Here is a 23,077-nt window from a genome sequence, read left to right as displayed (position 1 = left end):
CCCGGGTTCCTGACTCTCGGCACAAGTATTTTGTCGTCCTGGTTTGCGTGCCCGAGAAAACGCCGGCAATACCGTGACTATCCTCGACGCCCCTCATATTGGCGGGCTCATTAATGATGTTCCGTCATCAGGAGGTATCATGTTGCGAGTTATCTTCCCCCGCCTTATCGTCGCTGCCAGCGTGGCCGTTGCCGCCACGGCGCTGCTGCCGCGTAGCGCCGACGCCGCCGTGTATCTGAATGGCAGCGCCAGCACCACCTTTGACGTCACCCTGAAGATCATCGCCAATTGCACCATCGCGGCGGCCAATCTCGACTTTGGCCAAAGTCAGGGTGTACTGGCTACTGCCGTGAACGTCAATACGACCGTGAATGTCACCTGCACCAACACCACGCTGTATAACGTGGGCTTGACGGCCGGCTCGGGCACCGGCTCGACCGGCACCACGCGCTACATGAGCGGCACGGGCGGCAACCTGGGGACGGTGCAATTCAATCTGTACCAGACGGCCGGCAGCACCTTGTGGGGCGATACCCAGGGCACGAATACCGTCGGCGGCACCGGCAACGGCTCATCGCAGCCGATCACGGTGTACGGCAATATTCCGCCGCAAGCGACACCGGCACCCGATACCTACAAGTCGACCATCACGGCCACCGTGTACTTTTAAGCCAGGCGCTGCGTGAAGGCCCGTGCCGCCTCCCTGATGAAAAGCGTGCTGGCGCTGCTGGCTTGCTGTGCCGCAGGCGCGAACGGCGCCAATCTGCAGATTTCGCCGGTGACGCTCAATTTGCGCGCCGCACAGAATGCCGCGGGCATCAATCTGCAAAACCTCGGCGACCAGCCCATCTACGGGCAGGTGCGGGTGTTTGCCTGGGAGCAGCGCGATGGCGAGGAAACCTTGGCGCCCACGCAGGAGCTGGTGGCCAGTCCGCCGATCGTCGAAATCGCCGCCAACAGCCGCCAGACCATCCGCCTCGTGCGCGCCCAGGCGGGCCCCGTGGCGCAGGAAAAGACGTACCGCGTGCTCATCGATGAAGTCAGCCGCGAGGATGATGCGGGCCGCAGCGGCGTCGATATCCGCCTGCGCTACTCGGTGCCCGTGTTCGTGCTGCCGGCCGGTGCGCCGGGCAAGGAAATACTCGACTGGCAAGTCTTTCGCGAGCGGGGCGAGTGGATGTTGCGTGTCAAGAACAGCGGCAATTTCCATGCGCAGATCGGGGCGATGACGTTGACGAACCAGGCGGGCAAGGAGTTTGTCATCAGCAAGGGGCTGTTTGGCTATGTTCTGGCGGCACGCATGCGCGTCTGGCGCCTGCCCGTCGCCAGGGAGGCCGAACTGGATGGACCGTTGAGTATTGCGGTCAACGTGAACGCAAAGGCGCTCGTTGCCACGAATTCGACACCTTGAAACGGGCCGCCATGGCAGGCGGGCTTGCCGCGCGTCGTGGGCATGGGCGCTACCGGGTTAAACCATGAGACGCGCACGGGCATCCTTGCTGTTGCTGTTGCTGGCCATGGCACCGGTGGCCAGGGCCGACGGAGCGGCCGCCGGGACGGGCGCCGATCCGGGACCTGCCAGCTTGCCCAGCGATCCGATGGCGCCGAATGAACTGTATCTGGAGGTAACTGTGAATGCTGAATCAACCGGGCTGATCTTGCGCTTTACCCAGGTGGGCAAAGGCTTGCGCAGCAGTGTGGCGAACTTGCAGCAGCTGGGGCTGGACCCCGCGCGCCTGGGCGCACCCGGTCAGGCCGACGTGGCGCTCGACGCGATTCCCGGACTCAGCTATGACTATGATGCGGCGCGCCAGAGCGTGTCGCTGCAGGTGGCGGACGATTTGCGCGCGCCGTACCGCATCAGCGCGCGCCCGGCGGCGCAGACGCCGCCATCGCGCGTCACGCCCGGTGCCGTCCTCAATTACGAAGCCTATGCGGAACTGGGCCGCACGCGGCGCGCCGCCATCTTCAACGACTTGCGTTATTTCAATGACAGCGGCGTGTTCAGCAATACCGGCACCGTGAACCTGGGGTCGGACCAGCGCAAGTACATGCGCTTCGACACCTTCTGGAGCCATGCCGACCCCGAAACCTTGCAAACGTGGCAGGTGGGCGACCTGATTTCCTCGTCGCTCAGCTGGAGCCGCGCCGTGCGCGTGGGCGGCGTGCAGTGGCGCAAGAATTTCCAGCTGCGCCCCGACCTGCTGACGTTTCCCGTCGCCTCCGTCGATGGCACGGCGCTCGTGCCTTCGTCGCTGAGCCTGTACGTCAATGGCGTGCAGCAATATGCGGCCAGCGTGCCCAGCGGTCCGTTCGTGCTGAACCAGGTGGCCGGCATCAATGGCGCGGGGCAAGCCACCCTCATCACGCGCGATGCCCTGGGGCGCAGCGTGACGACCGTGCTGCCCCTGTATGTCGATACGCGCATGCTGGCCGGCGGCTTGAGCGATTACTCGGTCGAGGCGGGCGCCGTGCGGCGCGACTATGGCCGCCGCCTGTTCGGCTACGCGCGGCAACTGGTTGCCAGCGCGTCCGGCCGCCATGGCGTCAGCGACAGCTTCACCATCGAAGGCCATGCGGAACTGGCTGCCGGCCTGTACCAGGCGGGGGCGGGCGCGCTGGTGCGGCTGGGCCAGGCGGGCGTGCTCAGCGGTTCGTTGTCGGCCAGCGCCGGCCGCAGCCGTGGTGTGCAGCTGGGCGCCGGGTATCAATATGTGGGGCCGCGCTTCAGCGTCGATGTGCAAAGCGTGCGCGCCAGCGCCGGGTTTGGCGACCTCGCCTCGCGCGACGGCAGTCCCATCGTGCGCGCGGCGGACCGCGTCACCGTGAGCCTGCCTTTGCCGGCGGGAAGCAGCATCAGCAGCAGTTATATCGGCTACCGCACCCCCGGCGCGCCGCCATCGAAGCTGGCCACCTTGGGCTATTCGGCGACCCTGTTCCACGGCCTGTTCCTGAACGCCAGCCTGTTCCAGGATTTGCGGCAACGCGAGAAGCGGGGCTTTTATGTCGGCCTGAGCATGGCCTTCGACAACAATCTGGCCATCAGCACGAGCGGCAGCCGGCAAAACGGCGAAAGCGGCCGCAGCGTCAGCGCGCAGCGCGCGGCGGACTTTGGCGGCGGCTTCGGCTGGAACTTGCAGGCTGGCACGGTGGGCCGCAATGCCTACCGGCAGGCGCAAGTGGAATACCTGGGCAATGACGGCCGCGTGAATGCGCGCACGCAAAGCAGCAGCATGGGCAATGCCTCCTCGCTGGGCGCGGCCGGCGCGCTGGTGCTGATGGATGGGCATATCGAGGCGGCGCGCCAGGTGGGCAACGGTTTTGCGCTGGTCTCCACTGGCGGCGTGGGCAATATTCCTGTGCTGCATGAAAACCGCCAGATCGGCGTGACGGGCGGGAGCGGCTATCTGCTGGTGCCGAATTTGAATCCCTACGGCAATAACCAGATCAGCATCGCCACGGAGGACCTCGACGTCGATGCGCGCGTGCCCGTGACCAATATCAATGTCGTGCCGCAACACCTGGCCGGCGTGCTGGCGGCCTTTCCCGTCGAACGCTACAGCGCCGCCACCGTCATCGTGCAAGGCGCCGATGGCAAGCCGCTGGCCACGGGCTTGCCCGTGCTGCATGTGCAAAGCGGCAAGCAGACGGTGGTGGGATTTGACGGCATGGTGTTCGTCGACGATCTGCGCGAGCAGAATCAGCTGCAAGTCGGCGAGGGCGACAGTGCGTGCACGGTGCGGTTTGCCTATGTGCGCCCGGCGGCGGGCGGCTTGCCCGTGATCGGGCCGCTGCGTTGCGCAGCCGCCGCCAGCGCCGGGGCGGGCCGCTGATGCGCCGCCTGCTGCTATGGCTGACCCTGCTGCTGGGCTGCGCCTGGGGCAGCGTGGCGCAGGCGGCCGACACCTGCACGGTCAGCATGACGAATATCGATTTCGGCGCCGTCAGCCCGATTTCCGGCACCGATTACGTGGCGCAGGCCACGGGCACCTTCAGCTGCCTGTTTTCATCGCTGAACCTGGGACAGTTGCTCACGCCCAACGCGCAAGTGTGCATCTCGCTGGGGCTGGGCACGAATTCCACCTCGGCCCTGCCGCGCAAGCTGGGCAACGGCACCAATCGCATGGAGTACAACGTGTACGTGGACAATTCGTATGCCACGGCGAAGATCTGGGGCGGCGCCGGCGTGGCGGGCGCGCCGTCGACCTTCGGCATGATCCTGTCGGCCGGCTTGCTGGCCCCGCCCGGCACGTATTCCACCACCTTTACCGTGTACGCCAAGATCCCCGCCGGCACGGCCCTGGCCGCCGTGCCGACGGTCGCCAACGCGAATACCGTCTATACGTCGAGCTTTGCCGGCGTGGGCACGTACACCTACACGACCTATGGCCTGATCAACCTGCAGGGTTGCTCGGCCAGCAGCGGTAGCTTCGGTTTCACGGTGAATGCCACGGCCGTCAACGACTGCACCATCGCGGCCAGTCCGATGGCGTTCGCGAACGCTTCCATCCTGACGGGCAACTTGCGCAGCACCAGTACCTTGTCCGTGCGCTGCGTGAACAACAATGCGTACCAGATTGCCCTGAACGGCGGCAGCGTGGCGGCCAATGTGGCGAACCGGCAAATGAAAAACATTGTAACGACGGACAAGGTCAGCTACCTGCTGTCCGCCACGCTCGATGGCCCGCTGTGGGGCGATGGCACGGCAGGCACCAGCATGGTGACGGGTACGGGCACGGGCGCCAGCGTGCCGCTGACGATTTACGGCCGCGTGCCGGCGCAGGTGTCGCCGCGTCCCGGCGACTACAAGGACACGGTGACGGCAACGATTTATTTCTAGAACGTGACGGTGACGAGGCCGGCGCCCGATGGCGTTGTCTGCTGGAGCAGCAGATAGGGTGTGTTGTGCTGGCAGCGCACCTGGGTGCCGCCGCGCTGCGAGACGACCGTGCACGCTTCGTGGACGACGAAGGTGGCCTGGAGCGTGGCGGAAGAGACGGTACCGGCGGTGGTGGTCTGGCACAGGGACAGGGCGAACAGGGCAGGCAGTACGGCAAGCTTCAAAGGGGGCATCGTGAACGCAGTGAGTGAAAAACGGGCGTGGGCAGCAGCGCTGGAAGGCGCGGCTGACACCGTTTTTCGCACCGGGATTGGGAGAGCAGAACCAGCCATGATTGTACTTGAAACAGGAAAGTGTGAGTTTTTGCGTATTTTCACGCCGCTGCCGGGGTGCGCAGGTCGCTTGCAAAGTGATAGTAACTAAGTTTCCGTGTTGCAACTGAAAGACTTTTCGATTGTTGTGTTGAATCAATGTGAGGAGATGGTCATGAAACATACCAACTTTAATAATTTGCCTTGCCCGATCGCTCGCAGCCTGGGCAAGGTGGGCGAATGGTGGAGCATCCTCATCCTGCGCGAAGCGTTTTATGGCAAGACGCGTTTCGACGAATTTGAAAAAAGCCTCAAGATCGCGCCCACCATCCTGACGCGCCGCCTCGCCGACCTGGTGGAAGGGGGCTTGATGACGCGCCGCCTGTATTGCGCCAAGCCGCCCCGCTACGACTATGTGCTGACCAAGTCCGGGCGCGCCTTCAAGCCCGTCCTGCTGGCGTTTATCGCCTGGGGCAACGAGAACTTCGCGCCCGAAGGCGCCAGCCTCGTCATCGCCAGCCGCGACACGGGCCTGGCCGCCGATCCGGTGCTGGTCGATGCCACGACGGGCTTGCCCATCAATGACGAGTATTACGCGTTCGCGCCCGGGCCTGCCGCCAGCGACAGCATGCGCAGCATCATCCTCGATGCGGAAAAAAGCAGCGGCATCGCGCCCAAGCCCAAGGCCGCGCCCGCCAACCGGGGCTGGGTGGCGGAAGGGCATCTGGCCTGAGGGCGCGACGGCAGGCGCGCAGCAAGTTTGGCGCAAAGCAAAGCGGGCACGGCGGTATGGCGTTATTGTCACGCTACAGCAAGTTTTTTTGCGTGACACCAGTGCGGCGCAGGCCCGGTTGTGCGGGGCAGGACGCCATCCGTGACCCGATGTCCGTTGAAGGAGTACTGCCATGACCACATTGCCACAACACGTACGCCGCGCCGCCAGCGTGCTGGCGCTGGCCGCCCTGCTGGGCGCCTGTTCCCATGGCCCGCATCACCCGGGCGGCCATGACGTGACCCTGACGGGCGCGCAGGAAGTGCCGGCCAATACCAGCATGGCCAGCGGCAGCAGCAATATCCGCGTCGGCCACGACCGCAGCGTCAGCGGCGTCGTGCGCTACACGGGCATGGTGGCCACCGTCGCGCATATCCATGAAGCGCCCGCTGGCGCCAACGGCCCCGTCATCGTGCCCCTGATGCAGACCAGCGCCGGCATGTTTGCCGTGCCGGACGGCACCATGCTCACGCCGCCCCAGTATGCGAGCTACCAGGCCGGCAACCTGTACGTGAACGTGCACAGCGCCGCCTATCCGGCCGGCGAGATCCGCGCCCAGCTCAAGCCCTAGCCTGCCGCCGGCGTTTTCTCCGAAACCTCCTTGGGCCGCGCGAGCGGCCTTTTTTTGCGCCAGGCGGCCAGCCAGTGCGGCGCGCTACAATGGCGCTGCATGCTGACCATCCTCGCCATCACCTTTCCCTTCTTCGCCCTGGTGCTGTGCGGCTACCTGGCCGTGCGGCGCACGCTGCTGCCGCTGGCCGCCATCGGCGGCTTGAACAGTTTTGTCCTGTACTTCGCGCTGCCGTGCATGCTGTACCGCTTCGGCGCCGCCACGCCCATCGCGCAACTGCTCGACGCCAGCGTCTTCGGCGTCTACCTGCTGTGCGCCCTGATCATGGTGGGCGTCACCACCGCCATGACCCTGAGCCACCGCATCGACTGGAACAATGCGGCCTTCGGCGCGCTGGTGGCGGCCTTCCCGAACACGGGCTTCATGGGCGTGCCGCTGCTATTGACCCTGCTCGGCCCCCGTTCCTCGGGGCCCGTCATCGTCACCATCATCGTCGACATGCTCATCACCAGTTCGCTGTGCATCGCCCTGTCGCGCATCGGCAGCGGCGGCGCACACGGCAGCCGCGCCGCCGTCGTCAACGCGATAAAGGGCATGGCGGGCAACCCGATGCCGTGGGCGATCGTGCTCGGCGCCCTGTCGTCATGGCTGGAGCTGGCCTTGCCCAAGCCATTGATGCAGACGGTGGGCTTGCTGGCCGACGCCGCCTCTCCCGTTGCCCTGTTTACCATCGGCGCCGTGCTGGCCCGTTCGCAGATGAGCACGAGCGACCCGGCGCCGTTGGGAGAGTATGTGCCCGTGGCGCTGAAAAAACTGCTGCTGCATCCGCTGCTGGTGTGGAGCATCGGCCACGCGGCCATCGCGCTCGGCGCGCCGCTCGAGCCGTTCGCGCTGACCTGCATGGTGCTGGTGGCGTGCCTGCCCAGCGCCAGCAACGTCTCGCTGCTGTCGGAACGCTTCGGTGCGAACACGGCGCGCATCGCCCGCATCATTTTAGTCTCGACGGCGCTGTCGTTCCTGACGTTTTCGGCGGCCGTCAGCTGGCTGGCGTGACGTTGGCGGCGATCAGCGCGCCCAGCGCCTGCGCCGCGCCGGGTTGATGGCCCAGCGCCAGGCCATGCGCCATGCTGGCCTGGTCCTGCATGCTGCGGTTCTGGCCCAGCTTCCATTTTCCCGTGATGCGGGTGAGGGGAATCTCGATGCCGACGATGGCTTTCAATAGCTTGTCGATGTAGCCGGCCGGTGCGTCGCCCACCTTCCACGGCGCGGCTTGATCCGCCTCATGGCGCGCCGTCAGCCGCTCCACCAGTCCCAGCAGCCATGCCGCGTCGTCGATGGCGCGCAGGGGGCCATGCGCGTGCACCACCGCATAGTTAAAGGTCGGCACCTCCTTGCCGCTGCGCTGCTTTTCCGCATACCAGGCGGGCGTGATGTAGGCGTGCGGCCCCTGGAAGATCACCAGTGCGTCGTCGCTCCCGCCGGCAGCGCGCCACAGCGGGTTGGCGCGCGCCACGTGGGCGCGCAGGATGCCGAACGGCGCCTCGGGCGTGGGCGCGGCGATCTCGAACGGCAGATGGTCGGCGCACAGGCCATCGGCACCGTGGCGCACGAGCGCGCCCAGCGGGTGACTGTCGATCAGGCCATGCAGCACGTCGAGGCGCTCTTCGCGGAAGGTGGCGGGCGTGTACATTCAGTGGGCTCCTTGCACGACCACGTCGGCCGTCAGCGAATTGGCGATGTAGCAGCGTTCGTGCGCATCGTGGTGCAGGGCGGCCAGCGCCTCGGACGAGGGCGGCGTTCCCGCGAAGGCGATGCGCGGACGCAGCACGATGCGCGTCATGGCCAGGCGGCCTTGTGCATTCTTGCCCAGTTCGCCGACGGCGGCGTCGCGGTAATCGTCGATGACGTAGCCGCGCTGGGCCGCCAGCGACAGGAAGAACAGCATGTGGCAGCTCGATGTGGCGGCCACCAGCGCCTCTTCCGGGTCGATATTTGCCGCCACCGACATCGGCAGCGGCACGGACAGGGGCGACGACGAGGCGGGCACCGTCAGGCCGCCGTCGAACTGCCATTCATGGCCGCGGCTGTAGCGCTGGCCGGCGAAATCCTGGCCGTCGCGCTGCCAGGCCACGGTGGCGAAAAACTGATGCATGGGTGCTCCGCAAGAGTAGAAGGGATGCGCCATCTTAGCGCCAGTCTTGGCTATTTAAAACAGCCAATAAGTGCTATCTTGAAGCTACCAATTCATGAGCCCCACCCCACCATGCCAGCTTCCCACCTGAACCCGATCATCGCCACCTTGCCGCTGCAGCGCGGCGCCGTCGAACCGCTGTTCCGCCAGCTGTATGCGGCCATCAAGGCGGCCATTCTCGACGGCCGCATGCATCCCGGCATGCAGCTGCCGCCCACGCGCGATTTTTGCCGCCTGCTGGCCGTGTCGCGCCAGACGGTGCTCAATGCGTATGCGCTGCTGACGGCCGAAGGCTACCTTGATGGCGCCGTCGGGCGCGGCACCTTTGTCAGCCGCGAGGTGCCGCTGCCTGTGCCGCCGGCCACTACGCCCGGCCTGCTGCGGCCCCTGTCGGCGCGCGGGCAGGGCGTGGTGGCGGCCATGCGCCAGGTGGCGTTCCACCGGGGGCCGCTGCGCGCTTTCCGCGTCGGCATGCCGCGCATCGACCATTTTCCATTTGACGTGTGGAACCGCCTGGAAGCGCGCCGCTGGCGCCGCCCCGACCACCAGTTCGGCTACAGCGACCCGGCCGGCTACCTGCCGCTGCGCGAACTGCTGTGCGTGTACCTGAAGGCCTCGCGCGGCGTCCAGTGCACGCCACAGCAGATCGTCATCACGTCCGGTTCGCAGCAGGCGCTGTTCATGCTGTCGACTATTTTGCTGGCGCCCGGCGATGCCGCCTGGATGGAGTCGCCCGGCTACCGGGGCGCCAGCGGCCCCCTGCGCGCGGCCGGCGCGCGCGTGTTTCCCGTCCCCGTCGATGCGCAGGGGCTGGACGTGGCCTACGGCGTGGCGCACTGTCCGCAGGCGAAGCTGGCCTACGTGACGCCGTCGCACCAGATGCCGCTGGGCGTGAGCATGAGCTTGCCCCGCCGCCTGGCCTTGCTGGCCTGGGCCGCGCACAATAAAGCGTGGCTGGTGGAAGACGATTACGACAGCGAATACCGCTACTCGGGCGCGCCGCTGGCGTCGCTGCAAAGCCTGGACCGGGCCGGCTGCGTGGTGTACGTGGGCACCCTGTCGAAAGTGCTGTTTCCCGGCCTGCGCCTCGGTTACATGGTGGCGCCGCCCGCGCTGGCCGAGGCGCTGGTGCAGGCCAAGGCCGTGATGGACCGCCACACGGCCATCGTGCCGCAGATGGCGCTGGCGGACTTCATCGCCGAGGGCCACTTCGGCCGGCATATCCGCCGCACGCGCGACAGCAATGCCGAGCGGCGCGACCTGCTGGTGCGCGGCCTGGCAAACGAACTGGGCGACCAGCTCGCGTGCGGTCCGGCCGACAGCGGTCTGGAACTGTGCGCATATTTTCGCGGCGATCACGATGAAGAAGCGGTGTCGCGCGCGGGCCTGGCGCGGGGCATCGAACTGCGCCCGCTGGGCCACTATGCCGATCCGGCGGCGGGGCCCGAGTGCGCCACGCCGCGCGGGCTGCTGCTGGGCTTTGCCGCCATCCCCCCGGCCGAGATGGCGCACGGCTTGCAGGAACTGGGACGCATCCTGCGCGGCCGATAATCTATACTGGGACTTGCCTGCACATGAAGACGACGACCATGACCATTACCCGCTGCTCCTGGGCCAATCCGGCCAATCCCCGCTACCTTGCGTATCACGACACGGAGTGGGGCGTGCCCTGCCACGACGAGCGCCGGCTGTTCGAGATGCTGAACCTGGAAGGGGCGCAGGCGGGCCTGAGCTGGGAAACCATCCTCAACAAGCGCGACACCTACCGCGCCGCTTTCGATGACTGGGATGCGGAAAAGATCGCCGCGTATGGCCCTGACAAGGTGGCGCAGCTGCTGGCGGACCCCGGCATCGTGCGCAACCGCCTGAAGGTGGCGGCCGCCATCACGAATGCGCAAGCCTATTTGCGCCTGCGCGCGGAGGGCCAGACCCTGGACAGCTTTTTGTGGGCATACGTCGATGGCCAGCCCATCGTCAACAGCTGGCAGCCGGGCGAGTTTCCCGCCAAGACGGCCCTGTCCGACACACTGTCGAAAGACTTGCTCAAGCGGGGCTTCAAGTTCGTCGGCTCGACCATCATCTACGCCTACATGCAGGGCATCGGCATGGTCAACGACCATGCGCCCGCCTGTTTTTGCCGCGCGGGGCGCTGATGCGCCGCGCGCTGGTCCTGCTCGACACGGATTTTGACGGCGCCCGCCTGCGCGCCGCCTGCGCCGCGCATGGCGGTCGCCGCCTGCACTACATCGCGCTGGCGCCGCGGCCCGTCGATGCCAGCCACTTGCCCGAGGAGTGGCGCACGCAATGGCCGCCCTGCGTGCCTGGCCTGCACCGCATGGTCGCGCGCGACGGCCTCGTCATACTCGACGTGCTGATCGGCGAGCCCGATGCCTGTCTGGCGCAATTGTCGGCGCGTGTCGATGAAGTGCACCTGGCCTGGGTGCCGGCGGCCACGCCGGTGCTGGCGCGCCTGATGGCCGATGGCGCCCGCCTGCAAGCCGTGCACCTGGACGAGGCGCAGCGCGCGGCCCTGCAACAGCATGGTTTTGTATTTGACGAGAGCCGTTTGCGCGCCGTGTTTTATGCCCGGCGCAGTGACAGCGTAGCCACCGTGGCGCCCGAGCGGCGCGCCATCGTCATCGGCGCGGGCGTGGCCGGCGCGGCCGCCTGCGAACGGCTGGCCGCGCGCGGCTGGAAGGTGACCTTGATCGAACGCCACGCGCAGCCGGCCAGCGAAGCGTCGGGCAACCTGGCCGGCATCTTCATGCCGCTGATGTCGAAGGACGACAATATCGCCACGCGCCTGGTGCGCGCCGCCTACCTGTACTCGCTGAGCCGCTGGAAAGACCTGGGCGGTATCGGCACCGCCATCGAGGGGGCGCAAAGCGGCGTGCTGCACCTGGCGCGCGACGGCGCGCATGCGCAGGTGCAGCGGCAGATCGCCGCCAGCGGCCTGTATCCGCGTGAATTCGCCCGCTGGCTGGAAGCGCCCGAGGCGAGCGCCATGCTGGGCGCGCCGGCGCCCGATGGCGCCTGGTGGTTCGAGCAGGGCGGCTGGGCGCGCCCGTCTTCCGTGTGCGCGGCCATGCTGGACGCCTGCGGCGCCTTGCTTACGCGGTGCTTTTCCAGCAGCGCGCTGCGCCTGGAACGTGGCGACGGCGAATGGCTGGTGCGCGATGCGGACGGTGCCCTGATCGCGGCGGCACCCACCGTCATCCTGGCGGCCGGCACGGGCGCCGTAGCCTTTGAACAGGCGGCCGGCCTGCCGCTCGACGCCGTGCGCGGCCAGGTCACGCACCTGGCCGCAGGCAGCTTGCCCTCGCTGCCCTTCGTCGTCTGCCGCGAAGCCTACATGACGCCGGCGCACCAGGGCGTCGTGTGCGTGGGCGCCAGCTACGACGCGGACGCGGACGCCAAGCTGCGCCCATCGAACCAGGAAGAAAATATCGCGAAGATCGCCGACATCCTGGGCGTTGCTCCCTTCGAGGCGCCGCTGGCCGGGCGCACGGGCTTTCGCTGCATGGCAGCGGATCGCCTGCCGCTGGCCGGCGCCTTGCCCGACCCCGGCATACCGGGCCGCTGCGAGCGCCTGCGCGACGTACCGCGCTGGCCCGGCCTGTTTGGTCTGCTCGGTTACGCCTCGCGCGGCCTGATCTGGGCACCGCTGGCGGCCGAGCTGCTGGCGTGTCAGCTGGAGGGGGAGCCGTTGCCGCTGGAACGTCAGTTGGCAGAGGCGCTTGATCCAGCCCGTTTTTTACTTCGCGAACGCCGCCGCGCTGGTTGAGCGTTGGCGCAGAGCAGGCGAGGGCTGGGGTCAGACCCCCAACACAGCTGACGCAAAGCCTGGCGCCAACGCGCGTGAGGGTCTGACCCCCTATGCGGACGCTCCGCGCGTAGTCCCCATATCTGTTTTTCAGCTTTCTAAACTCTTTTTAATTTGTTTTCCGAACAACATAAGTTCGCTACAGTGGACTCGTGCTGGTTTTTGACGACGGAATAAAGAGGTGGAACGATGGCTGCTGCAGAACTGATTTTCGATCCCCGCGCCGCGCACGGCGAGGCGGCGTTTGACGAAGTACTGAATAACGCGCGCGCCCAGGCGCAGGCGCAGGGCTTGCTGTATGCGGGCATCGTCAGCGCGCAGGATGCGTGGCAGCTGGTGCAGGCCGGCAAAGCCGTGCTGGTCGACGTGCGCACCAACGAAGAACGTACTTTCGTCGGCTACGTGCCCGCCTCGCTGCACGTGGCGTGGGCGACCGGCACGGCCATGAACCGCAACCCCCGCTTTGTGCGCGAGCTGGAAGCGAAGGCGGGCGGCAAGGATGCCGTCGTGGTGCTGCTGTGCCGCAGCGGCAAGCGCTCGGCCGCAGCCGCCGAAGCGGCGGCCAAGGCCGGTTTCAAGCACGTCTTCAATATTGCGCAAGGCTTCGAAGGCGACCTCGACGCGCAGCAGCAGCGCGGCCACAGCGGCGGCTGGCGCTGGCATGCGCTGCCCTGGCTGCAAGATTAAACCTCTTCCCGGGACCACCATGAACCAGCAAGCCATTCCCCCGGCCTCCCTTGCCGCGCAGCCGCAATGGGAACTGCGCCAGATCGTCGATGAATTGCGCGCCGTGCGCGCGCAGTGGCGCGAGGGGCTGGCCAGCAGCCAGGAGTGCGGCGCGCGCGAATTCCCGTCGCGCCAGCATTTGCGCGACATCGTTGGCGCCCTGTGCGCGGCCCTGTTCCCCATGCGCCTGGGCCCCCTCGACCTGCAGCAGGAGAGCGAGGATTTTTTTGTCGGTCACACGCTCGACACGACCTTGACAAGCCTGCACGAACAGGTGCGGCGCGAACTCAGTTACCACGCGCGTCAGCACGGCTTGCAGCAGACGGTCTCCATCGAACAGCAGGCGCTGGCCATCGTGCAACGCTTCGCCCGCGCGCTGCCGCGCATCCGCGCCCAGCTCGACACGGACGTGGCGGCCGCCTTCCAGGGCGACCCGGCCGCGCACAGCGTCGATGAAGTGCTGCTGTGCTATCCGGGCATCCTGGCCATCATCCATTACCGCCTGGCGCACACCTTGTATGCGCTCGGCGCGCCGCTGGTGGCGCGCATCATCGCCGAAGTGGCCCATTCGCAGACGGGCATCGACATCCACCCGGGCGCCGTCATCGGCAGCAGCTTTTTCATCGACCATGGCACGGGCGTGGTGATCGGCGAGACGGCCATCATCGGCGACCGGGTGCGCATCTACCAGGCCGTCACCCTGGGCGCCAAGCGCTTTCCAGCCGGCGCCGGCGGCGTGCTGCAAAAGGGACTGGCGCGCCACCCCATCGTGCAGGACGACGTGGTCATCTATGCGGGCGCGACGATCCTGGGACGGGTGACCATCGGCCAGGGCTCCGTCATCGGCGGCAATGTCTGGCTGACCCGCAGCGTGGCGCCCGGCAGCCACGTCACGCAAGCGCATAACCAGCAGGAGGCGCCGGAATCGCCGGCGCCATCCCACCCCGCCTTTGCCCACCACCCATGAGGACAGCATGTTGATCAAACAGTTTGGACTGGCCGTGCGCCAGTTGCGCGAAGGGCATGGCTGGTCGCAGGAGCGGCTGGCCGAAGCGGCCGACTTGAACCGCTCATTCATCGGCGAAATCGAACGGGGCGCCGCCACGCCATCGCTGCTGACGGTGGAAAAACTGGCCATCGCGCTGGGCGTCGGCCTGGCGGGACTGATGGCGCGCTGCGAACCGGAACTGGTGGATTAAAGCGGGTGGATGAAGCGTGGATCAATCGCGTCACGATGATGGCGATAGCATGTTGAGAGAAGAGGGGAGACGTCCGATACTTTATTTGTTTTTCAGATAAGCATATTCACTTTTCTCATCAGGAGTAGTCATGACAGTAGCAACAGAGAGCCAGTTTGCGTTGGGCGACAACGCCGCGCGCCAGCTGGCCAATGCAAGCAAGAGCGTCCCCCAGTTATCCACGATCACGCCGCGCTGGCTGGTGCACCTGCTGCAATGGCTGCCCGTGGAAGCGGGCATCTACCGCCTCAACCGCGTGAAAAACCCGAAGGACGTGCGCGTGGCCTGCTCGCAGCGCGACGAGTCGGAACTGCCGCAAACCTTCGTCGATTACGACGACCAGCCGCGCGAGTATTTTCTCAATGCCGTCAGCACGGTGCTCGACGTGCACACGCGCGTCTCGGACCTGTACAGCAGCCCGCACGACCAGATCAAGGAGCAGCTGCGCCTGACCATCGAGACGATCAAGGAGCGCCAGGAAAGCGAATTGATCAACAATCCCGATTACGGCCTGCTGGCCAGCGTGCACGACGACCAGCGCATCTTTACGTTGACGGGCGCGCCCACGCCGGACGACCTCGACGAACTGCTGACGAAGGTATGGAAGGAGCCGGGCTTCTTCCTCGCCCACCCGCTGGCCATCGCCGCCTTTGGCCGCGAATGCACGCGCCGCGGCGTGCCGCCGCCCACCGTCAGCCTGTTCGGTTCGCAGTTCTTGACGTGGCGCGGCGTGCCGCTGGTGCCGTCCGACAAACTGCCGATCGAAGACGGCAAGACGAAAATCATCCTGCTGCGCGCGGGCGAACAGCGCCAAGGCGTGATCGGCCTGTTCCAGCCTGGCCTGGCGGGCGAACAAAGCCCGGGCCTGTCCGTGCGCTTCATGGGCATCAACCGCCACGCGATTTCGTCCTATCTGATTTCGCTGTATTGCTCGCTGGCCGTGCTGACCGACGATGCGCTGGCCGTACTGGAAGACGTGGAGATCGGTAAATACCATGACTACCCAGACACCTACAAGTGATGGCGCGGCGGGCTTGCCTGCCGTCCCATTTTTACCCGACGAAGCGACCCTGAACCGCCTGGCCGGCGAATTCTTTGCCCGCTTGCCCGGGTTGGCCCCCGCGTTGGACAAGCCGCCCAGCCTTGGCGGTTCCGGCAGCGTGCTCGATGCGGCGCCCCGCTATGTGAACCGTCCGCCGCCGCAGCCCGGTCCTTCGTTCGCCGCCATCGCGCCCGGCGTGGCGACGGCGCAAGTGCCGCCCGTGACGGCGCCACTGGAAGCACCGATCGCGCCGGCGCCGGCATCGATTCCCACGCCGCGGCTGTCCGCCATCGGCGCGCCGTCGCCCTACTATTTTGTCGGCGGCGCGCATGGCTATCCCGCCTCGAACCATAATCTCGACGGCCTGGCGGGCCAGGGGCTGGGGCAGGCCGCGCCCGACGCGTTTGCGACGCCGCAGCGCGCACCCACGCGCCAGCTGCCCGTATCGCCATCTGACAGCCAGCCCGCGTTCTATTTCCAGACCGAGCTGCCTGCGCGGCCGCAAGGGCATGGCCAAACCCCCGCGCCATTCGACGTGCACGCCGTGCGGCGCGATTTTCCTGTGCTGGCCGAACGGGTCAACGGCAAGCCGCTGGCCTGGTTCGACAATGCGGCCACCACGCACAAGCCGCAGTCGGTGATCGACCGCGTGTCGTATTTCTATGCGCACGAGAATTCGAACATCCACCGTGCCGCCCACGCGCTGGCGGCGCGCGCCAGCGATGCGTACGAGGCCGCACGCGCCAAGGTGGCCAATTTTCTTGGCGCCGCCTCGGCCAATGAAATCATTTTCGTGCGCGGCGCCACCGAGGGCATCAATCTGATCGCCAACACGTTCGGGCGCAAGTACATCGGCAGCGGCGACGAGATCATCGTCTCGCAGCTCGAGCACCACGCCAACATCGTGCCGTGGCAGCAGCTGGCGGCGGAAAAGGGCGCGACCCTGCGCGTGATTCCCGTCGACGACAGCGGGCAAATCCTGCTCGACGAATTCCGCAAGCTGCTCAACGGGCGCACCAAGCTGGTGTCCGTGACGCAGGTGTCGAATGCGCTGGGCACCGTCACGCCCGTGGCGCAGATCATCGCGCTGGCGCATGCGGCCGGCGTGCGCGTGCTGGTCGACGGGGCGCAGGCCGTGTCGCATTTGCGCGTGGACGTGCAGGCGCTCGGTGCGGATTTCTATGTGTTTTCGGGGCATAAAGTGTTCGGTCCGACGGGCATCGGCGCCGTGTATGGCAAGGCGGACTTGCTTGAGCAGCTGCCGCCGTGGCAGGGCGGCGGCAACATGATTGCCGACGTCACGTTCGAGCGCACCGTCTATCAGGGCGTGCCGAACCGTTTCGAGGCGGGCACGGGCAATATCGCCGATGCCGTCGGTCTGGGCGCGGCCATCGATTACGTCCAGCGCATCGGCCTGGAAAACATCGCCGCCTACGAGCACGCGCTGCTGGAATACGCCACGCACCACTTGCAAGCGATTCCCGGCGTGCGCCTGATCGGCACGGCGCTGGAGAAGGCCAGCGTGGCGTCGTTCGTGCTGGCCGGCTATGAGCCGGCGGAAGTGGGGCGCGCCCTGAACGACGAGGGCATCGCCGTGCGTTCGGGCCACCATTGCGCCCAGCCGATTTTGCGCCGCTTCGGCGTGGAAGCGACCGTGCGGCCGTCGTTCGCCTTCTACAACACGTATGAGGAAATCGACCGCATGATCGTCGTGGTGAAACGGCTGGCGGGCGCGCGCCGCTGATCTGGCCTGCTTGTCAAGCTGATGCCGCCCCTGCGCCAGCGGGGGCGGCATTGTTGCGTCAGATCACGGACTTTGCGCGCGGCTGGCTGGCGCCCGCGGGCTGGCGGTATAATTTATCCTTGGCAATATTCAAGCAGCGGCCCCAAGGAGATATCCGGTGGAAGATCAACACAGCTCGCCCGAGCTTTTCCTGTTCCTGGCGTCGACCGTGCACGACATGAAAAATTCGATCAGCGTCGTCAGCGGTACGCTGGAATCCTTGCTGGCGGCCGAGCAGGCGAAAGACGCGCCGCAAGCCGACCCCGCCTATCTGCAGATGGCGCAGATGCTGTACCAGACCAAGCGCCTCAACGATAACCTGATCCAGCTGCTGGCCCTGTACAAGGAAGTGGGCAAGCCCGGCTACCCCTTCGACGTGCAGCCGCAATTGGTGAGCCAGGTCATCGACCAGGTGGTGGACCAGGAAAAGATCCTGCTGGCCTCGAAAGGCATCCATCTGCAGACGTCCTGCCCGCCGGAGCTGATCTGGACCCTCGATGAAGACCTGGTCATCGGCGTGCTGGCGCATGCCATCAACAATGCCATCCGCTACACGAAGGATACGATCCGCCTGTCGGTGCGGGAGCACGAGGGCATGCTGGAGCTGCGCGTGGAAGACAATGGCGACGGCTATACGCAGGCGCTGCTCGACGCGGGCAGCGCGGCCATGGATGGCATGGCGGCCGGCGTGAACTTTTCCACCAACAGTACGGGACTGGGGCTGTATTTTTCCAGCGAAGTGGCGAAGATGCACAAGCACCGGGGCAGCAGCGGCAGCATCGCCCTGGAAAACGGCGGTGCCCTGGGCGGCGGCTGTTTCATCCTGCGCCTGCCCTGAACGAGGACGCCATGACGACAGACAGCCACGCCACCGCCGCCGAAGCGGGCAGCACCGACTGGGCCGACAAACATTATCTGCTGGTCGACGACTTCATCGGCATCCGCATCCTGCTGCGCGAATCCTTGCGCAACCTGGGCGCGCGCCATATCGACCAGGCGGCCAGCGGCGGCGAAGCCATGAAGCTGCTGGCCAAGACGCGCTACGACGTGGTGCTGTGCGATTACAACTTGGGCGAAGGCAAGAATGGCCAGCAGGTGCTGGAAGAGACGCGCGTGCGCAACCTGACGGCGCCGTCGAGCGTGTGGCTGATGGTATCGGCCGAGAAAAGCGTGGAATCGGTGATGGGCGCGGCCGAGCACCAGCCCGACGCCTATTTGATCAAGCCGATCACGGAAGGCGTGCTGCTGACGCGGCTGAACCGCGTGTGGCACAAGAAGCAGGTGTTCCGCGAAATCGACCAGGCCTGCATGGAAAAGGATTATCTGCGCGCCGCCAGGCTGTGCGATGCGCAGATCGAAGTCAACAAGCTGCACGAGCTGGAATTGCTGCGCATGAAGGCGTCGTTGCTGCTGAAAAGCGGCGAGCCGGAAAAGGCCCGCGCCGTGTACGAAAGAGTGCTGGCCGAGCGCGATTACAGCTGGGCCAGGGCGGGCCTGGGCAAGATCCGCATGAACAACGGCGAACACGAGGCGGCGCGGCAGATCTTCCAGGGCGTGATCGTCGAAAACAAATATTACATCGACGCCTACGACCAGATGGCCGTCGCCTACCAACTGATGGGCCAGCACGAGGAAGCGTGCGGCGTGCTGGAAAAGGCGGCGCGCCTGTCGCCCAATTCCGTGCCGCGCCAGCGCAACCTGGGGCTCGCTGCCTTAAAAATAGGCAATGTCAGCATGGCGGAAAAGGCCTTCCGCAAGTGTATTGCCATCGGCGAGTTCTCCGTCATGAAGACGCCGGACGCCTATCTGGGATTGGCGCGCGTGTGCGGCCTGAAGAAGGATGCCAAGGAAGCGCTGCAGTGGCTGCTGCTGGCGCAGCGCGAATTCTCGCCCGAGCAGATCGGCTTGCGCGCGAAGATCACGGAAGGCATGGTGCATCACGAAACGGGCGATTACCGGCGCGCGCGCAAGTGCGGCGACGAATTGGAAGCCATGCTGGCCGAGGACCCGGCGCGGCCCGAGAAAAGCATCTGCATGGAACTGGCGACCCTGCTGTTCGCCGTCGGCGTCAAGGATGCGCCGGCCGGCCTGCTGTGCTATGTGGTCAAGAACAACCACGACAACCAGGTGGTGCAGGACGAAGTGCAGAAAATCTTCGACAAGGCGAAGATGGGCGATGAGGGCACCAGCCTGATCATCGCCTCGCGCAAGGAAGCGTCGGACTTGATGAACAAGGGCGTGCTGCTGTGGAAGACGGACAAGCTCAACGAAGCCGTCGCCTGGATGCGCGCGGCGCGCGAAAAACTGCCGAACAACCTGCGCATCCTGTTCAATTCCGCGCAAATCATCGTGTCCTTCCTGGAACAGCGCGGCTATCAGGCGGACCTGGCGGCCGAAGCCATGGAAGTGTTGTTGTATGTAGACAAAATTGCACCAGGGCAGCAGCGCTTTGCGCAATTGATGGAGCAGCTGGTGCAGCTGACGCCGCCGCCAGGGCCGGAAGCGGCCGTCGACGTGGCGGAAAAAACGCCGCCGGTAGCGGAAAAAGGGGGAAAATCCGTGCGCGAGCGTGCCGGATGATAAACTAGGGGCCAGCGCGGTTTCGCCCGTGCTTGAGTTGCTCTACAACAATAAGGAAGAAACTATGCGTGATGTGGTCAATGAAGTATACAAAAAAATGAAAGTTGGCGCCGTTGCCTGGGTACGCCCGGTCGCCGCCAAGGGAGACACGCTGGAAACATTCCAGTCTTCGTACGAGCACGCCAAGGCGCTGGCCGACGAAGGCCTGATCACGATCGGTGACGTAAAACGCCAGGCCGACAATCAGATCGAGGCGATCCGCATTCATCGTATCGCCTGATCATGTCGTCTCTCCGGGACGTCAGGACTTGCCTGGCGCCTTGGACTTGGGTGCCGCGCGCTTTGCCGGCGCCTTGCGCAGCGGGGCTTTGGCCTTGGCTGCCGTACCTGCTTCTGCCGGCTTGGCGGATTTGCCGGCCGCCGGCTTGGCCGCCGCTCCACCGCCAAAGCTGGCAGCTGCCGCGCTGGCGGCATCGGGCGACATGGCTGTCGACACGGCCTGCTTGAACTGATCTTGTAACAAATTCCACCAAGCGCTTGGATTGGCCAGCTGGGCTGCCGCGTGGCTGCCGGCATCGCCGGGCGCGGCCGCAGCCGGTTCCGGCGCGGGCACAGGTGCGGGAGCCGGTTTCGGTTCAGGTACAGGTGCGGCCTGTTGGAAAAACGCGGAAGCGTAGGGCACGGATTCAAACACGGTTTTCTCGCTGGCGCCGGGCTGGGTGATGGCCGCCGCCAGGGAAGCGCCCATCGATTTCAGGGTGGCGATGGTGCCGCGCTGCACTTCCAATGCCTGGATACTGCCGCGCAGCATGCTGGTATTGAGGTTCAGCCAGGCTTCGACGGCTTTCAAGTCGTTGATTTTCTTGTCCAGCTCTTCCACCGACATGGTGGGCGCCGTAATGCCGGGCACGCCCATGCCGGGCACGCTCATGCTGCCCCACAGGTTCTTGACGAAGTCGAGGGTGTCGGTCACAACTGCTGCGCCCGGCATTTGGGGCATTTGCGGGTTTGCCATGCGAAATCTCCTGGTAGGTGGATGTGCCTAGCGTAGCAGATATCAGCTTGCAACTGACGCAAAGCCGCCAACATTTTCTTACATAAAACAGCAGGAGTTGAGCACGGGCAAGAAGCGGGAAGCGGCGTGAAAGCGGTACACTACGGCCTATGATGCCTGACTCCTTCTTTTCGCCACCGCGCCGCCGCACCGTCATGTTTGTCGCGGTCATCGGCGCACTGCATTACGTGGCGCTGGAGTGGCTCACCTCGCGTGCCAGCATGGTGCCGCTGGGGCAGGATCATGCGCAGGTGGTCAGCATGGCACTGATCGCCGAGCCGCCCAGGCCCGTGCCGGTGACGCCGCCACCGCCGCCCAAGCTGCGGCCCTTGCCCGAGCCCCGCCTGCCGCCGCCACCGCCGCCGACGGAGCTGCCGTCGAGCGAGTCGGCGCAGTTGACGGCGCCCGCCAGCGACGCGCCGGATGGCCCGGTGACGCCCGCGGCACCGGCGGCCAGCGCGCCAGCCATCACGGCGCCGGTCCCGGCCGTGGCGGAAGTTCCCGCGCCGGCTCCCGCGCCGCCGCCACCGGCCGTCGAGCAGGCGCGGCGCTACAAGACGAATGCGCCAGCCTCGGCCCAGTTCGACCTGCACGTGGACCGGCGCGATGCGGACGGCACCAAGTGGCAGGGCGTGGCCGCCATGGCGTGGGACAACAAGGGCGATACCTACCAGTTGAAGCTGGAGGTGGGCTTGAGCATGCTGATCACGCGCATCAACCTGCTGGTGCTGACCAGCGAGGGCCTGATCGACGGCGGCGGCATCGTGCCCGTCACGGCCACGGAAAAACGCAAGGGCCGCGCGCAAACGGCCACGCATTTCAACCGCGACGCCAAGGCCATCACGTTTTCGGCCACGACGGCGACGGCGCCGTGGCAGGAGGGGACGCAGGACAAGGCCACGGTGCCGTTCCAGCTGGCCGCCATCGGCCGCGCCGACGTCAACCAGCTGGCCGGCAATATCGACATCCTCGTCGGCGAGGAAAAGGAAGCGACCGTGTTCCGCTTCCAGCTGGTGGGCGAGGAAGAACTCGATACCAAGATGGGCCGCCTGGTGACCTGGCACTTGCGCCGGCCGCCCAAGCCGGGCACGTATTCGTCGCAGCTCGATATCTGGCTGGCGCCGTCCATGCAGTGGTATCCGGTACAAATACGCAATACCGAAGCGAACGGGGCGCTGACCACGCAAACCGTGACCCAAATTCGCGTCAATGACGCTACAGGAAAATAAATGACTACTTTGAAACGCATTTTGCTCGCCAGCCTGCTGGCCGCCACCCTCACGCCTGCCATGGCCGACGCCCCCCTGGAGCATCCCGCCATCAAGCGCCCGTACAAGCTGGTGCCGTCGGCCGACCTCGTGTATTCGATCAAGGCCAAACAGCGCGGCATCGGGCTGTCCGGCGAATCGGTCAGCAACTGGCGCGTGGGCGACGGCAAGTATTCGCTGCTGGCCGAAACCAAGGCTGCCCTGTTCGGCAAGATCCTCGAGCAGCGCAGCGAAGGCACGGTCGACGATTTCGGCCTGGCGCCAGCCCAGTTCGTGGAAAAGCGCTTTCGCAAGGATGCCGTGACGACCACCTTCAAGCGCGACAGCAAGACCATCGTCTTTGGCGAAGGCGATGAAACGTATCCGCTGAAAGGCGGCGAACAGGACCGCAACAGCGCCGTCTGGCAACTGGCCAGCGTGGCGCGCGCCGCGCCCGAGAAGTTCGTCCCCGGCTCGGAATGGGCGTTCTTTGTCGCCGGCGCGCACGATGCCGAGCCGTGGACCTTCAAGGTGGTCAAGGAAGAGACGGTCGCCACGGGCCTGGGCGAGGTCGCCGCCATCCACCTGGTCAAGGCGCCGCCGCCGGACAAGAAGGGCCAGCAAGTGGACCTGTGGCTGGCGCCGTCGCTGGAATGGTATCCCGTGAAGGTGACATTCGCCGACGCGGACGGCGGCGATTACGTCGAGCAAACCCTGCAGAAGATCGTCAAGAAGTAAGCGCTTGCGCTTGGCTGTACTCGATTTTCTTACCCCAAAGCAAGTGCTGGGGTCAGACCCGGCGGGTCTGACCCCGGCTTGGCGCCTCTGGCCACAAGTCGAATTGCATGTCAGAACTGATATACTGACGCCCCCGCCCCGCAGCGCTGCGTTAGCCCGCC

At 65.9% G+C, this 23,077-nt stretch carries 24 protein-coding genes; 20 read left to right on the top strand and 4 right to left on the bottom strand.

The genetic code is table 11. From position 1 onward, the window contains the following. Window positions 1-139: 139 nt before the first annotated feature. The 4 genes from AC07VH_RS25660 (at window position 140) to AC07VH_RS25645 (ending at window position 4,840) form a co-directional block, all read left to right on the top strand. Entirely contained in the window at window positions 140-670 is a 531-nt protein-coding gene (locus tag AC07VH_RS25660; RefSeq protein WP_475417152.1) for a Csu type fimbrial protein, read from the top strand. A 12-nt stretch (window positions 671-682) separates the two neighbouring features. Beyond that, a complete protein-coding gene (locus tag AC07VH_RS25655) occupies window positions 683-1,411 on the top strand; it encodes a fimbrial biogenesis chaperone (RefSeq protein WP_475417153.1) in 729 nt (242 codons plus the stop codon). Between the two features lie 64 nt (window positions 1,412-1,475). Next, the gene (locus AC07VH_RS25650; RefSeq protein WP_494788806.1) at window positions 1,476-3,833 is read left to right on the top strand and encodes a fimbria/pilus outer membrane usher protein; all 2,358 of its coding nucleotides are present in this window, start codon (window positions 1,476-1,478) and stop codon (window positions 3,831-3,833) included. Continuing rightward, window positions 3,833-4,840 carry a Csu type fimbrial protein gene (locus AC07VH_RS25645; protein ID WP_475417155.1) on the top strand — a complete coding sequence of 336 codons (1,008 nt, stop codon included), beginning with the start codon at window positions 3,833-3,835 and terminating at the stop codon, window positions 4,838-4,840. Before AC07VH_RS25650 ends, AC07VH_RS25645 begins: the two co-directional genes overlap by 1 nt. Here the strand turns inward: AC07VH_RS25645 and AC07VH_RS25640 are convergent. Continuing rightward, complete coding sequence (locus tag AC07VH_RS25640; protein ID WP_494788807.1) at window positions 4,837-5,064, bottom strand: hypothetical protein; 228 nt, start codon at window positions 5,062-5,064, stop codon at window positions 4,837-4,839. The two genes, AC07VH_RS25645 and AC07VH_RS25640, sit on opposite strands and share 4 nt — an antisense overlap. Before the next feature lie 262 nt (window positions 5,065-5,326). Here AC07VH_RS25640 and AC07VH_RS25635 point away from each other — a divergent pair, with 262 nt between their 5' ends. The 3 genes from AC07VH_RS25635 (at window position 5,327) to AC07VH_RS25625 (ending at window position 7,547) form a co-directional block, all read left to right on the top strand. Continuing rightward, window positions 5,327-5,884 carry a winged helix-turn-helix transcriptional regulator gene (locus AC07VH_RS25635; RefSeq protein WP_326457457.1) on the top strand — a complete coding sequence of 186 codons (558 nt, stop codon included), beginning with the start codon at window positions 5,327-5,329 and terminating at the stop codon, window positions 5,882-5,884. A gap of 172 nt (window positions 5,885-6,056) precedes the next feature. After that, a complete protein-coding gene (locus AC07VH_RS25630; protein WP_475417157.1) occupies window positions 6,057-6,494 on the top strand; it encodes a CHRD domain-containing protein in 438 nt (145 codons plus the stop codon). A gap of 99 nt (window positions 6,495-6,593) precedes the next feature. After that, on the top strand, window positions 6,594-7,547 hold the full coding sequence (locus tag AC07VH_RS25625) for an AEC family transporter (RefSeq protein WP_494788808.1): 954 nt from the start codon (window positions 6,594-6,596) through the stop codon (window positions 7,545-7,547). Here the strand turns inward: AC07VH_RS25625 and AC07VH_RS25620 are convergent. Both AC07VH_RS25620 and AC07VH_RS25615 read right to left on the bottom strand, forming a co-directional pair. Continuing rightward, entirely contained in the window at window positions 7,531-8,184 is a 654-nt protein-coding gene (locus AC07VH_RS25620; protein ID WP_494788809.1) for an FMN-binding negative transcriptional regulator, read from the bottom strand. The two genes, AC07VH_RS25625 and AC07VH_RS25620, sit on opposite strands and share 17 nt — an antisense overlap. Continuing rightward, complete coding sequence (locus tag AC07VH_RS25615) at window positions 8,185-8,646, bottom strand: OsmC family protein (RefSeq protein ID WP_494788811.1); 462 nt, start codon at window positions 8,644-8,646, stop codon at window positions 8,185-8,187. It lies immediately after the preceding gene. Between the two features lie 111 nt (window positions 8,647-8,757). Here AC07VH_RS25615 and pdxR point away from each other — a divergent pair, with 111 nt between their 5' ends. From pdxR to AC07VH_RS25560, 11 genes are all read left to right on the top strand, one after another. Beyond that, the gene (gene pdxR / locus AC07VH_RS25610) at window positions 8,758-10,236 is read left to right on the top strand and encodes a MocR-like pyridoxine biosynthesis transcription factor PdxR (protein WP_494788812.1); all 1,479 of its coding nucleotides are present in this window, start codon (window positions 8,758-8,760) and stop codon (window positions 10,234-10,236) included. A gap of 38 nt (window positions 10,237-10,274) precedes the next feature. Further along, complete coding sequence (locus AC07VH_RS25605; RefSeq protein ID WP_475417162.1) at window positions 10,275-10,838, top strand: DNA-3-methyladenine glycosylase I; 564 nt, start codon at window positions 10,275-10,277, stop codon at window positions 10,836-10,838. Next, window positions 10,838-12,469, top strand: coding sequence for an FAD-dependent 5-carboxymethylaminomethyl-2-thiouridine(34) oxidoreductase MnmC1 (gene mnmC1 / locus AC07VH_RS25600; RefSeq protein ID WP_494788813.1), 1,632 nt, complete (start codon window positions 10,838-10,840; stop codon window positions 12,467-12,469). The genes AC07VH_RS25605 and mnmC1 overlap by 1 nt, the downstream gene beginning before the upstream one ends. A 228-nt stretch (window positions 12,470-12,697) precedes the next feature. Continuing rightward, window positions 12,698-13,195 (top strand): rhodanese-like domain-containing protein, encoded by a 498-nt coding sequence (locus AC07VH_RS25595; RefSeq protein ID WP_494788814.1) that lies wholly within the window; start codon window positions 12,698-12,700, stop codon window positions 13,193-13,195. A gap of 19 nt (window positions 13,196-13,214) precedes the next feature. Further along, window positions 13,215-14,201 carry a serine O-acetyltransferase EpsC gene (gene epsC, locus AC07VH_RS25590; RefSeq protein WP_494788815.1) on the top strand — a complete coding sequence of 329 codons (987 nt, stop codon included), beginning with the start codon at window positions 13,215-13,217 and terminating at the stop codon, window positions 14,199-14,201. A 7-nt stretch (window positions 14,202-14,208) separates the two neighbouring features. Continuing rightward, entirely contained in the window at window positions 14,209-14,433 is a 225-nt protein-coding gene (locus AC07VH_RS25585) for a helix-turn-helix domain-containing protein (protein ID WP_086147172.1), read from the top strand. A 130-nt stretch (window positions 14,434-14,563) separates the two neighbouring features. Further along, on the top strand, window positions 14,564-15,493 hold the full coding sequence (locus AC07VH_RS25580) for a family 2A encapsulin nanocompartment shell protein (protein ID WP_070221598.1): 930 nt from the start codon (window positions 14,564-14,566) through the stop codon (window positions 15,491-15,493). Beyond that, window positions 15,468-17,258, top strand: coding sequence for a family 2A encapsulin nanocompartment cargo protein cysteine desulfurase (locus AC07VH_RS25575; RefSeq protein ID WP_494788816.1), 1,791 nt, complete (start codon window positions 15,468-15,470; stop codon window positions 17,256-17,258). The genes AC07VH_RS25580 and AC07VH_RS25575 overlap by 26 nt, the downstream gene beginning before the upstream one ends. Window positions 17,259-17,415: 157 nt before the next feature. After that, window positions 17,416-18,135 (top strand): sensor histidine kinase, encoded by a 720-nt coding sequence (locus AC07VH_RS25570; RefSeq protein ID WP_494788817.1) that lies wholly within the window; start codon window positions 17,416-17,418, stop codon window positions 18,133-18,135. An 11-nt stretch (window positions 18,136-18,146) separates the two neighbouring features. Beyond that, the gene (locus tag AC07VH_RS25565; RefSeq protein ID WP_494788818.1) at window positions 18,147-19,877 is read left to right on the top strand and encodes a response regulator; all 1,731 of its coding nucleotides are present in this window, start codon (window positions 18,147-18,149) and stop codon (window positions 19,875-19,877) included. Between the two features lie 64 nt (window positions 19,878-19,941). Next, window positions 19,942-20,157 carry a hypothetical protein gene (locus AC07VH_RS25560; protein ID WP_034753454.1) on the top strand — a complete coding sequence of 72 codons (216 nt, stop codon included), beginning with the start codon at window positions 19,942-19,944 and terminating at the stop codon, window positions 20,155-20,157. A 21-nt stretch (window positions 20,158-20,178) separates the two neighbouring features. On the opposite strand, the gene AC07VH_RS25555 is transcribed toward AC07VH_RS25560, so the two are convergent. After that, window positions 20,179-20,892, bottom strand: a complete 714-nt coding sequence (locus tag AC07VH_RS25555; protein WP_494788819.1) for a PhaM family polyhydroxyalkanoate granule multifunctional regulatory protein — start codon at window positions 20,890-20,892, stop codon at window positions 20,179-20,181. Between the two features lie 149 nt (window positions 20,893-21,041). On the opposite strand from AC07VH_RS25555, the gene AC07VH_RS25550 reads away from it, so the two are divergent. Together AC07VH_RS25550 and AC07VH_RS25545 are read left to right on the top strand one after the other, a co-directional pair. Beyond that, entirely contained in the window at window positions 21,042-22,160 is a 1,119-nt protein-coding gene (locus AC07VH_RS25550) for a DUF3108 domain-containing protein (RefSeq protein WP_494788820.1), read from the top strand. After that, complete coding sequence (locus AC07VH_RS25545; RefSeq protein ID WP_494788821.1) at window positions 22,161-22,916, top strand: DUF3108 domain-containing protein; 756 nt, start codon at window positions 22,161-22,163, stop codon at window positions 22,914-22,916. It begins immediately after the preceding gene. Window positions 22,917-23,077: the final 161 nt, after the last annotated feature.

The sequence above is a fragment of the Janthinobacterium sp. GW821-FHT03C10 genome (assembly GCF_059420865.1).
The sequence above is the reverse complement of the archived record's forward strand: the minus strand, read 5'-3'. Positions and strand labels throughout refer to the sequence as shown.

Coding starts and splice junctions, on each gene's coding strand:
- AC07VH_RS25660 (WP_475417152.1), top strand. CDS start 140: ATGTTGCGAGTTATCTTCCCCCGCCTTATCGTCGCTGCCAGCGTGGCC.
- AC07VH_RS25650 (WP_494788806.1), top strand. CDS start 1,476: ATGAGACGCGCACGGGCATCCTTGCTGTTGCTGTTGCTGGCCATGGCA.
- AC07VH_RS25645 (WP_475417155.1), top strand. CDS start 3,833: ATGCGCCGCCTGCTGCTATGGCTGACCCTGCTGCTGGGCTGCGCCTGG.
- AC07VH_RS25635 (WP_326457457.1), top strand. CDS start 5,327: ATGAAACATACCAACTTTAATAATTTGCCTTGCCCGATCGCTCGCAGC.
- AC07VH_RS25630 (WP_475417157.1), top strand. CDS start 6,057: ATGACCACATTGCCACAACACGTACGCCGCGCCGCCAGCGTGCTGGCG.
- AC07VH_RS25625 (WP_494788808.1), top strand. CDS start 6,594: ATGCTGACCATCCTCGCCATCACCTTTCCCTTCTTCGCCCTGGTGCTG.
- AC07VH_RS25620 (WP_494788809.1), bottom strand. CDS start 8,184: ATGTACACGCCCGCCACCTTCCGCGAAGAGCGCCTCGACGTGCTGCAT.
- AC07VH_RS25615 (WP_494788811.1), bottom strand. CDS start 8,646: ATGCATCAGTTTTTCGCCACCGTGGCCTGGCAGCGCGACGGCCAGGAT.
- pdxR (WP_494788812.1), top strand. CDS start 8,758: ATGCCAGCTTCCCACCTGAACCCGATCATCGCCACCTTGCCGCTGCAG.
- AC07VH_RS25605 (WP_475417162.1), top strand. CDS start 10,275: ATGACCATTACCCGCTGCTCCTGGGCCAATCCGGCCAATCCCCGCTAC.
- mnmC1 (WP_494788813.1), top strand. CDS start 10,838: ATGCGCCGCGCGCTGGTCCTGCTCGACACGGATTTTGACGGCGCCCGC.
- AC07VH_RS25595 (WP_494788814.1), top strand. CDS start 12,698: ATGGCTGCTGCAGAACTGATTTTCGATCCCCGCGCCGCGCACGGCGAG.
- epsC (WP_494788815.1), top strand. CDS start 13,215: ATGAACCAGCAAGCCATTCCCCCGGCCTCCCTTGCCGCGCAGCCGCAA.
- AC07VH_RS25585 (WP_086147172.1), top strand. CDS start 14,209: ATGTTGATCAAACAGTTTGGACTGGCCGTGCGCCAGTTGCGCGAAGGG.
- AC07VH_RS25580 (WP_070221598.1), top strand. CDS start 14,564: ATGACAGTAGCAACAGAGAGCCAGTTTGCGTTGGGCGACAACGCCGCG.
- AC07VH_RS25575 (WP_494788816.1), top strand. CDS start 15,468: ATGACTACCCAGACACCTACAAGTGATGGCGCGGCGGGCTTGCCTGCC.
- AC07VH_RS25565 (WP_494788818.1), top strand. CDS start 18,147: ATGACGACAGACAGCCACGCCACCGCCGCCGAAGCGGGCAGCACCGAC.
- AC07VH_RS25560 (WP_034753454.1), top strand. CDS start 19,942: ATGCGTGATGTGGTCAATGAAGTATACAAAAAAATGAAAGTTGGCGCC.
- AC07VH_RS25555 (WP_494788819.1), bottom strand. CDS start 20,892: ATGGCAAACCCGCAAATGCCCCAAATGCCGGGCGCAGCAGTTGTGACC.
- AC07VH_RS25550 (WP_494788820.1), top strand. CDS start 21,042: ATGATGCCTGACTCCTTCTTTTCGCCACCGCGCCGCCGCACCGTCATG.
- AC07VH_RS25545 (WP_494788821.1), top strand. CDS start 22,161: ATGACTACTTTGAAACGCATTTTGCTCGCCAGCCTGCTGGCCGCCACC.